The organism is Bacteroidia bacterium, assembly GCA_025056095.1.
Lineage (GTDB): Bacteria > Bacteroidota > Bacteroidia > JANWVE01 > JANWVE01 > JANWVE01.
In genome coordinates, this window is the sequence record JANWVW010000098.1 from 1 (window position 1) to 10,379 (window position 10,379).

Genomic DNA, 10,379 nt, shown 5'->3' on the forward strand with positions numbered 1-10,379 from the left:
GTCACCTGCTTTTGTTCCATCCCCTGCACTGGATATACTTTCGATATCAATTTTAGAGAATGGTTCGCCTTTATGTGAAACTATAACAAAATCTCCAATAATGTCAATTCGAACATCAAGAAACCCGCTTTGATTACTTGCGTCATCTGCGTTTTGCAGAAGTTCATATATAAATCTTTCGCTATCAGTATAAATGTCTCTTGAAAGCAGATCAAGAGAATTGGCTTGATTGATTGCCTGTTCAGGGGTTAAGTAGTTCGCATTGTTTTGCGAAAGGTTGTCTATAAAGTTTTTGTATTCCATTCTTCTTGGTCTGTCGTTTTTAAAATACCGCACAACGTTTTCGGGCTTGGCGTTCGTGCGGGTTTCGGAGCACAAAACTGTCAACCAAGCACAAATGTTGATAGAAGCACTACACTTGATTTAACCACGTCAGCCCCCATTGCGGCAAACGGCTGTTATGGGCTGGTTTTTTATATTTAATTGCATTCCCAATCTAATAGGTGTGAACCATCAACCTAATATTCCACTATATAAACTGGTAAAAACTCCTTTGCTGTTTCATAGGTGAATTTTGGCTGGTCTTGGACAAAATAACTATAGCAAAGGATCTATAACCATATTCATCGTCTCCACAACATTCTTCAAGACTTTTGACAAATGATACACTAACTCCGCTATAATTAGTTTTGTAATATTCTGTTATTTTATTTTCTTCCGATGGATTATGTTTTCTAATCTGGATTATAATATGTTCACAGTAGTTACTTGTCCCAGTTGAATTGCCAAAAAATGCTCTATAATATATTTCAGATGTTTTCTCTGGGTGTTTAATTGACTTGAAAAACTCAATGTGACTTTCCAAATCTTTTAAATTTTTGTTATGGTCAATTTTTGGCTGAATAAACAATATCCAAACAATTAGAGAGATGAACAATAAAAGTCCAATACCAACGTATTTAAGGATTTTCTTTAACATAGATATACTTTAAACCGTTTTATTCTCAACTTCATTTTCAACTCTTTTTTTAGAAATTTCTTCAATTGAATTTGCTATTCTTGATACGTTCAACATAAGGCTCACTAATACTGAACTAGCAACAAGCACACAAACAATTCCTAGAAATATCCCCGCAGCTTTTTTCATAGAATCATTAAAAAGGTCTAAATCAAAAGCAACGTCAAAGACGAAAATAATACCAACGAATGTTAAGAAAAATAAGAGCCCAACTCCTATTTTAGTTACCAAATTTTCTAATTTTTTTGTGTCCATTAATTGTATTTATTTATTTATTTATTCCTATTCGTTTGGCTTTTCGGTTTCGCCCCGTTTTTGTAATGGTTTCTGGTCTCCATTTTTCCTTCTTTTTTGTCCCTTTGGGTTGTCAACTTATTTCAGAACAAGGCTTTATTAAACTTGCCCATAACACAAGGCTAAACACAGTAGCCCCGCATAGGGGCTGTTGCCGTTTTAAGCCGTAGTTGTGCGTTTTTTTATCCAACTTGTCTTCCTGTCTTGGGGTCAATAATAATTGTTGGTCGTTTCGTCCCATTTGGTTCAATAATTGAACAATAAAAACAACCTAGATACCTTGGGTCTTTGCAAGGATTATAGGTAACTTTTGTTCCGTCGTTCATATAGAACTGTCCGTCAAGAACACTATAAATTTCTTGACTTAACTTGGAAATGATTTCAGAAATTGAAGCCATAATTTAAACGTTTTAATTTGCCTACTCTTTTAACAGTAACAGTTTTCGGCTCTCCCTGTTGCTTACTTTTTTGTTTTTGAGGTCGGTTTTCAGCTTAATCCGACACTTTAAAGCGTATTTACTGTAAAATTAGGCACAACTATTACTTTTGTTCGCATTTTTGTCTTGCATCAGCGCGTCTAAAGGGCTTTGTACCTTCTGAATCGTTCGTTTACTTACGTGTGTGTATATTTCAGTAGTTTTAGAGCTATTGTGCCCTAAAAGCTCTTGAATGATACGAATGTCGGTACCAGCCTCGTGCAGATGCGTTGCAAACTTACATTTTTGCGAATTTTTGCCCGTAACTTAGCCCTTTGAAAAATCTTTTGCAAGCTCCTTGTACTAATTTTTTTAGGGCGGAGAATATCTGGTGACAGCATCACACAACGGTCTTTTTTACCTTATGTCCTGCGCAAATTAACCTCACTTGCACGAAAATCAGCAGCAGTGAGTGGATGTTTAATGTTTGATGGTAAAATCAGTTAGTGGCATGTAATAATAGAGTTGTTCGTGAGGACACGAACAACGGTGATGTGAGGACACGAACAACGGCATCGTGAGGACATGAACAGTGATGATGTTTTTTAACGTTTGATGGTAAAAGTCACTCAGTGGTTGGCGGCGATGCGAGAATGGAGTTGTTCGTGAGGACACGAACAACGGTGAGTTTGTTAGCAGCAATACAAAGATGTAGTTGTTCGGAGGACATGCAACGGCGAAAAGAGTTTTCCTTTCGGCTTTGCAATAAGGTTTGCTTATAGATAAGGCAAAGCTAAATGTGCTGGTAGGCTAAAATTATTCGCAGTGTTAACTTTTCTTTCAGCGGTGCTTGTGAATACTCCGCACTTGTTTTAAAGTGAGGGAGAAAATATAGAGAAATACTAAAGGGGCAATGTGTGTTGGCTTACTCGTTGTCCGTTTTCAATAGGGTTTGTATGTTGGTTTCTTGTCAAAATGTGTCAAACGGTCAATGATTGCTGTGTCGTGTCGTTTTAGGCTTGGTGCCAGCGAAGAAATATTTGCGAGGAACGAGATTTGACCTACGTACAAAGCTTATTGAAAGCAGAAAAGCCTGAATTTAGCACGTCTGCCCGCCTTGCACAAATGCAATGTTGTACGATGTTTTTATTTTTTTATCGCACAAGTATTCAGTATTACATTTCTGAAAGTCAATGAAATGCGTGTTGTTCTTTCATATTTCACTCCTTTGAAGAAGTCGGCTTTTTTTCCTTTAATTCCGTGTGTCCATAAATATCGAGCATCATCTTTTAAAACTACTAAACTTCTTGGTTCTAATAAGACTTCAATTTTTTCTCCTGTTTTTTTGTTGGTAAACTCCATTACGCAAGTAGAACCTAAACTCAATGAAATAATCGTATCTCCAAAGCACGGCTCGCAATCAATGTGGCTTGCAATTCCTTGTCCTTGCTTATATTCGTTTACAATTAGTTGGTCGGGTATAGCAGGCATATACCCTTCTTGATATAGTTTTTTAGCAAATGGTATTACCCATTCAGGTAGTTCGCCAATTTTCATTGAATAGTCTATAAATCGGGCTTTATAGTCGTACTTATAACCATAATGCTGTACCCGCCTTTTTAAATCTCCTAACCAATTTTCAGCATTTACAGACTGCCAAAATGATTCATGTTCTTCTTTTGTAATGTACTCAGGGATATATAACAAGCCCTTAATCTTTGACAATGATGCCAAGTCATTAAGTGTTTTTGGGTTGATTTCCGAAATCTTTTTTTCTGTTGCAGGGTTGTCAAATAATGATATTTGCATTGTCGTAAGAGTTAAAGTGATAGAATTTCATAATTCACAACTTCGCTTGATGGCTCAAACGTAGAATTTGAGTTATTCTTGTAGTAAACTTTCTGTGTGTCGCTTGCTTCAATTTTATGTACTACATATTTCTTAAACTTTTTGTATTTTTCGTTCCTATCTGCTCTATCTGGATTTTGAAATACAAAATAGGCTGTGCTTATCAAGTGTGATGTGATTTTATTAACAAATGATGCAAGGCTTTTCTCGTCTAACGAACTACTCGCAAACAGATAAGAAGCATTAAAAATCACAAAAGAATTGTTTTGCGTAATTTCTGCTACTACCCTATCAGGCACTAAATCCCAACTACTATAAAAGTTAAACACTGAATTAGGGCTAAACAATTCCGTTTCTGAAAATTCTTTTGCCTTTTCAAGCATACTTTCTGCAATGTCTATACCGATATATCGCATTGAAATTGGCTCATTTTCATTATCATAGTAAAGGCTTGCTAAGGCTAAACCGCTCGTAAGAGGACCACAACCAAAATCTATAAAGACTAATTCTTTGTTTTTTTGAAAAACATTACTATTTAGAGTTGTAAATATCTTTTCATAAACCGCATAGGTTGTGAAAAAATGCTTTCGCATATTGAAATAGCAATAGAGTTGTACTCTATCGTATGGGGTTAGGTCTTTGTATGCTGTGGTAAAATCAGCCATGCCATAATTTAGAATATCTGCTCTTATTTCATCGTTACTATATTTTTGTAAATAGCCCGATGTATTGATATGGTCTATTATCAAATTTTGAAACACTCGTTGAGTAATCGCAGATGGTGTATAAACTTTCTCTTCAATTAGTTCAACAAATATTGTATCTGTAATATATCCGTTTAAGTATTCTTTGAGTGATGGATGATTGAGGAACTTAAACCTTTGCTTAGATTGTGGCGAATTGAAAAGTGTCTTAAAATTATCTAAGAGTTCGGTTTGCTGAGTGGCTTCAAAAGCCTTTTTCCCAAGTAAATAATAATTTATGGTGTCTTGTATTACCTGTCCTGTGTAGTCAACTTCTGCAAAATTTTGTGCTTTTTCAAGGGACTCTAAAATTTCATTAAATTTTTCTATATACTCGGTATTTCTGCCAATACGTGAGTATAAATAAACCGCATTAAGGCGGTGTCTGATTGAACTATCCTTGGGTAGATTAGTGCGGATAATCGCAATAGCACCGTAAAAGCCAATCTTTTCAAAGAGCTCAGCAAAGAGCGTGATAATCTCTATGAAATCAGGATTTGATTTATTTGTCTGGAATATTGGTGAATTGATAAACTCTAAACAAGCCGATTGCAAATCAAATTTATCTTGTTCTATTTGTTCATCGGATAACGAAACAAAATAACATTCAATTTCATTCCTATTAGATTGAATGAAGTTTACCAATTCATTTGCAGAGCTTGCTGAAAGTAATTTATCCTTGATTATTTGTAGGTTCATTTTGTTGCAATGTTTGAAATTCTGCAAGTAGATTTGCTAAGTCGGAACTTGGATTATTATGAAGCCAAACGTTAAATTCCGTAGTATCAAAAGTTACATCACCTTGTGCCAAGCCATTTTTTTTTAAGACATTAATGAATGATATAAATTTTGCCCACATACCCATAGTTTGATTTTTAAGCCTTTTATTAGGCTCTGAGTGGCATTTTGAAATTCTTATTATTGGATAGTTTTCAACAATAGAAAACGTTTTCTCGTCCGAATAACCTTCATTAAGGTCATACTTGACGACTGTTTTATCGTCTTTTAGAAACCCAAAATCATTTTTTTGATTATCCCAAAAGCAAAATTGATAGACACTTTCAATAGTTATTCTGTCAAGCAAATTATCAAGTTTGTACTTGATATTGAATTTACCGTTTTTGCTAAACGAAGCAAAATAACTGTCATTTAAATTAATCTCTTCATCTTTGGGCAAACTTCTATAACCATAATACAAACCTAAAACCGCTAAAACAATACTTGCTCTATTGTGTGTCCGTATCGTTTTTAGGGTTTTTCTGTTGATTAATTCAGGTAACTGCTCTTTCAGAGCATATTTATCGCTACCTTCTTTGTCTCGGAAACGAAACAAGAAAGCAAGCAATATTAATTCTAATGCTGCGGGTTTTAATTGGTCAATTGCTTGTAAAGCTTCTAATGTTTTGTCTCCAACCAAGAGTTTGAAAGCATTTTGTACTTCTTCGGTTGGTGTACCTAAAATTTGTTTAAGTATGTCTTTGCGAAATGTTTCATTGGCATAAATTGCATTGACAATTTTTTGCAAGGTATCGTTTGGACTGTTTTTAGGTTTAATAAGTGTTGAGTAAAATGACAAACTACCTTTATCCAATACGCCAATTTCAGGTTTATCAAAGAAAGGGTTTATTTCTCTTAATAGTTTTAGATATTTGTCGCTATAAATTGCCAATTCATAAGTTTCGTTGGCGTAATATATTTCAGCATTTTTCATAAACGCTAACATACCCAAAATCCTATTAAACTTATCTTGGCTTTCAGTTTTAAGATTTTTATTTGCAGTAATTTGAGATACTTGAATTTCTCGAACTATGTTAGTTCTGTTTTCAATGGATTCAGTCCAAATATCAAACAAATGAATTGGTAAAAAAGCATCTTGGAATGTACTGGCTGACGCAATACTATTCTCTTGGCTTTCTTTACTTGCAAAATAAATTTTATTTACACGGGATATGGGTAAAGGATAGGGTAAAAGATAAACCACTTCGTGAAGTCTTTCTAAATTTTGTTTGTCAAAATCGGTTAATGCGACTTCTATCAAAACTTGTTGCTCGTTAGGCTCATCAGTAAAGCCGTCTGAAATGAGTAAATGATTAGGTGAAAAATGCTGAATATCCTTAGTGCGTTGGCTTCTTGCCAATTCTCTTGTTTCGTAATTCACTGGATATATCAAAGCACTTCCAAAATAGTCTAATAAATTAGACTTGTTTATTTGAATTACAAAAGAAGATATATATAAACTATCAAGTTTATCCTTACTAACTCTTGATAAATCAATATTGCTGTTGTTACTTTGACTTGGCAGTTTATCAGTGAATAAGCTTGGTACCTTTTGACAATTAATAATACTTTCAATAATCTGTTTTTTTGTTGATTTGGTGGAAACAGAAATATTTAGGGTTGCTGCAATTTTTGCAACTTCTTCTTTGCCTAATTTATTTAGCTGTTGTATAGTATATTTTGCCATTGTTTTTTTCTTTTAACTGTTTGTCAAATTAATAAAACAAATCACCTGTATCGTAAGTATCACTTGGAAAGTTGTTTAAAATAGACGGCTTGCTACCTGTGTACATAATGACTAACCTATTTTTAGCTCGTGTGCAACCCACATAAGCCTGCCTTTTGGCTTCGTCTGTGTTTCTTAAACTCTCAAATTCAGGCATAATTACAATATCAAACTCCATTCCTTTTGCAGAAATGAAGGTTGTAACCAATATGTTTTTTAGGTCATTTTCGGTCTTAGATTTTTCTGCTTCGGACATTTCAGAGTAATACTTAGAACACTCAAAGCCAAAGCCTGATATTATGGAATGATAGTTTTCAACTTGGTTTTTGAACGGAAACAATACACCAATATTAAAACCTTTATAGTTTTCAATGATTGTCTTTAATCTGCTTTGCATATCAGACTGATCGCTAAATTTAAGTACTTCGGGTAAATCTCCGTTATTCTTATATCGTTTCAGTGCTGATAACGTTTGACTATCGTTTGCTTTGGGGCTATTCGGAACAAAGTACCTTGCAAAATTATAGATTTGATAAGTGTTCCTGTAATTGAATTGTAGAGTAAACTCGTTTAATGAATGACTTATTTCTTGCTTTATTATCGTTTCGCTTGCACCTGAACCTTCGTGCACTTGTTGGTCATTGTCTGCACCAATTGTCATTCTGCCAAATACTTTCGGAAACGCTTGAAAAATTCTTTCTTCAAGATCTTGCGCTTCGTCAAGTATAAGTTCCATATTGCCTACTTTTCCACGCAAAGCATTTTCTATTTCGAATGCAGACAGTTTTTTGTAAAATTTATATTCTCCCCGATCATATATTACACAAACACCTTGTTGAATTGTTAAGCGTGAAGAATAATCCGTTTCAACCCATCCATTAGATTTGGCTTGATCTATATATTCTTTTTTGATATACCAACATTTGGTTCTGCTGAATACTTTATAGGCACTTTTTGAAGTATCATAAGATATTTTAAAATCCGTTTCATCTAATTCATATCCCAACAATCTTTTTGTTGTGCTTGGAAACCAACTATGGATAGTATTCACTTTATTATTTGATATTCCTTGCTTTGCAAGCAAGTTTTCAATGGCAACTTTCAACATTCTTTGGTAGGTAAGTAATATGGCGGGTTTTCTATTTTTTAGTAGGCGTATCAGCCTAAAAATGGAAACGGTTGTTTTACCACTACCAGGACAACCTGTTACAAGAGAAAATTTTTCGTCATAATCATTGTTGATTATGCTCAACATAATTTGTCCGTTCGTAGAGTTTCTTATGTCGTCTTGGCTCGGAAGTCTGAATTTAAATTTTGCCATTGTTTCTTGGCTGTTTTGTTTTTCTAAAATATCATGCAACGTTTTGGCGCTTGGCGAAGGCGGGTTTCGGAGCACAAAACTGTCAACCAAGCACTGAACTTGAATAAAAGCACAAATCTCCAAATTTGCACGTCACCGCCTGACGTAAAACCCGTGTTAGTGGTAGTAATTTTCTTTTCAATCAATTAGTTAAATCTAAAAGCCTGCCATCTGGGTTTGTCATTTAAGTCATCACTATATCCGTTATGTAAAGAAATTATAAATAGATATTTTTTATGGTCAAATAGTATTGTAAACTCTCCAAATTGATATTTTTTTGATTTAGGTAAAAATTCTTGATGCATTACATTTTCGGCACCGAGAAGTTCAAATAAAGTCCCTCCGAATAAAAATGGTCCAATTAAAGAGTCGGTAATAATTTTTTCACAAAGTTTAAAGTGCTTAAATTCCGAAAGATCGTTGTAATTAGATCCATAAATTGGACTGTCATATTTTGTGCTTTTTTCAATTTGTTTATAGATAGTATCAGTCATTGTAAAGCACTTAGCCAATAAAAGGCTACTATCCAATGAATTATAAAAAATAAAAGCCTCTTTATCGTTTATATCTATAACAGATTTAAAATTTTTGGGAATGTATACACCAAGCCTGTACTTTTTAATAATTTCATTTTGCTCTGCTGTTATTGAATCTGATGTCGGAATATTGGGGTCGGGTAATTTATCTATATAACTCAAGAAATACGTTTGAGTGTCAATACTTACCTTGTTGCCACAGCTATTTAGCAAAACAATTAATAAAGCAATTTTCCAAATAGTATTCATATTTTGCTATTTTATAATTATTACTACCAACTATTACTTATACGAACTTTTGTTCGCATTTTTGTCTTGCATCAGCGCGTCTAAAGGGCTTTGTACCTTCTGAATCGTTCGTTTACTTACGTGTGTGTATATTTCAGTAGTTTTAGAGCTATTGTGCCCTAAAAGCTCTTGAATGATACGAATGTTGGTACCAGCCTCGTGCAGATGCGTTGCAAACTTACATTTTTGCGAATTTTTGCCCGTAACTTAGCCCTTTGAAAAATCTTTTGCAAGCTCCTTGTACTAATTTTTTTAGGGCGGAGAATATCTGGTGACAGCATCACACAACGGTCTTTTTTACCTTATGTCCTGCGCAAATTAACCTCACTTGCACGAAAATCAGCAGCAGTGAGTGGATGTTTAATGTTTGATGGTAAAATCAGTTAGTGGCATGTAATAATAGAGTTGTTCGTGAGGACACGAACAACGGTGATGTGAGGACACGAACAACGGCATCGTGAGGACATGAACAGTGATGATGTTTTTTAACGTTTGATGGTAAAAGTCACTCAGTGGTTGGCGGCGATGCGAGAATGGAGTTGTTCGTGAGGACACGAACAACGGTGAGTTTGTTAGCAGCAATACAAAGATGTAGTTGTTCGGAGGACATGCAACGGCGAAAAGAGTTTTCCTTTCGGCTTTGCAATAAGGTTTGCTTATAGATAAGGCAAAGCTAAATGTGCTGGTAGGCTAAAATTATTCGCAGTGTTAACTTTTCTTTCAGCGGTGCTTGTGAATACTCCGCACTTGTTTTAAAGTGAGGGAGAAAATATAGAGAAATACTAAAGGGGCAATGCGTGTTGGCTTACTCGTTGTCCGTTTTCAATAGGGTTTGTATGTTGGTTTCTTGTCAAAATGTGTCAAACGGTCAATGTTTGCTGTGTCGTGTCGTTTTAGGCTTGCTGCCAGCGGAGAAATATTTGCGAGGAACGAGATTTGACCTACGTACAAAGCTTATTGAAAGCAGAAAAGCCTGCATTAAGTAATTTAACCTGCTTTTTTGCAGGGCGACCCTTGTAAACATGATGTTGGGCATTTGCGTTTTTATTCTCGGTACTTTTGATTCAGTTGGTCTGCTGCCCAATTCAAACTTTCACTGCTTTCGTCTGCAAGCACTACTTGAAATCTTGCTCCAAAATTATTTTTGTCCTGATAAGTGCCTACAATAATGTTCTTATTCTTATCTTGTTTGACCGTAAAACCAATACCCTTGATCGATCGCTGTTTGTCATAAGGTAAGGACCAACAAGTTTTAATCCACTTGTTTTCTATCCAAACTTTTTCTACAAAATCTTTAAAACCTATTGGATAATGGTCGTCCCTAAATGTGGGTTCTTTTCGCTCGCTATCACTAAGTGGTTTAACATTTGTGG

10 protein-coding genes and 1 pseudogene are annotated in these 10,379 nt (G+C 34.8%); all 11 read right to left on the reverse strand.

Translation table 11 applies throughout. The features are described from left to right. Positions 1–387 (reverse strand): hypothetical protein (locus NZ519_08295; protein ID MCS7028751.1); only part of this gene is annotated, 387 nt, incomplete at its 3' end. A gap of 142 nt (positions 388–529) precedes the next feature. Continuing rightward, positions 530–979 (reverse strand): hypothetical protein, encoded by a 450-nt coding sequence (locus NZ519_08300; GenBank protein ID MCS7028752.1) that lies wholly within the window; start codon positions 977–979, stop codon positions 530–532. Positions 980–988: 9 nt separating this feature from the next. Further along, positions 989–1,249: a hypothetical protein gene (locus NZ519_08305; protein ID MCS7028753.1), complete on the reverse strand. Its 261-nt coding sequence runs from the start codon at positions 1,247–1,249 to the stop codon at positions 989–991. A gap of 677 nt (positions 1,250–1,926) precedes the next feature. Further along, positions 1,927–2,043, reverse strand: a pseudogene (locus NZ519_08310) (tyrosine-type recombinase/integrase). Positions 2,044–2,874: 831 nt separating this feature from the next. Next, entirely contained in the window at positions 2,875–3,453 is a 579-nt protein-coding gene (locus NZ519_08315) for an alpha-ketoglutarate-dependent dioxygenase AlkB (GenBank protein ID MCS7028754.1), read from the reverse strand. A 95-nt stretch (positions 3,454–3,548) separates the two neighbouring features. Next, complete coding sequence (locus NZ519_08320) at positions 3,549–5,018, reverse strand: class I SAM-dependent methyltransferase (GenBank protein MCS7028755.1); 1,470 nt, start codon at positions 5,016–5,018, stop codon at positions 3,549–3,551. Then, positions 4,993–6,783 carry a hypothetical protein gene (locus NZ519_08325; protein MCS7028756.1) on the reverse strand — a complete coding sequence of 597 codons (1,791 nt, stop codon included), beginning with the start codon at positions 6,781–6,783 and terminating at the stop codon, positions 4,993–4,995. The genes NZ519_08320 and NZ519_08325 overlap by 26 nt, the downstream gene beginning before the upstream one ends. A 28-nt stretch (positions 6,784–6,811) precedes the next feature. After that, positions 6,812–8,218 carry an ATP-binding domain-containing protein gene (locus NZ519_08330; protein MCS7028757.1) on the reverse strand — a complete coding sequence of 469 codons (1,407 nt, stop codon included), beginning with the start codon at positions 8,216–8,218 and terminating at the stop codon, positions 6,812–6,814. A gap of 110 nt (positions 8,219–8,328) precedes the next feature. Next, positions 8,329–8,967 carry a hypothetical protein gene (locus NZ519_08335; GenBank protein MCS7028758.1) on the reverse strand — a complete coding sequence of 213 codons (639 nt, stop codon included), beginning with the start codon at positions 8,965–8,967 and terminating at the stop codon, positions 8,329–8,331. Positions 8,968–9,000: 33 nt separating this feature from the next. After that, positions 9,001–9,141, reverse strand: a complete 141-nt coding sequence (locus NZ519_08340) for a hypothetical protein (protein ID MCS7028759.1) — start codon at positions 9,139–9,141, stop codon at positions 9,001–9,003. Positions 9,142–10,050: 909 nt separating this feature from the next. Next, a partial coding sequence (locus tag NZ519_08345; GenBank protein MCS7028760.1) for a hypothetical protein occupies positions 10,051–10,379 on the reverse strand: 329 nt, incomplete at its 5' end.

What these genes read in the sequence shown, in the direction of transcription:
- NZ519_08335 (MCS7028758.1), bottom strand. Translation starts at nt 8,967, where the DNA reads ATGAATACTATTTGGAAAATTGCTTTATTAATTGTTTTGCTAAATAGC.
- NZ519_08320 (MCS7028755.1), bottom strand. Translation starts at nt 5,018, where the DNA reads ATGAACCTACAAATAATCAAGGATAAATTACTTTCAGCAAGCTCTGCA.
- NZ519_08300 (MCS7028752.1), bottom strand. Translation starts at nt 979, where the DNA reads ATGTTAAAGAAAATCCTTAAATACGTTGGTATTGGACTTTTATTGTTC.
- NZ519_08325 (MCS7028756.1), bottom strand. Translation starts at nt 6,783, where the DNA reads ATGGCAAAATATACTATACAACAGCTAAATAAATTAGGCAAAGAAGAA.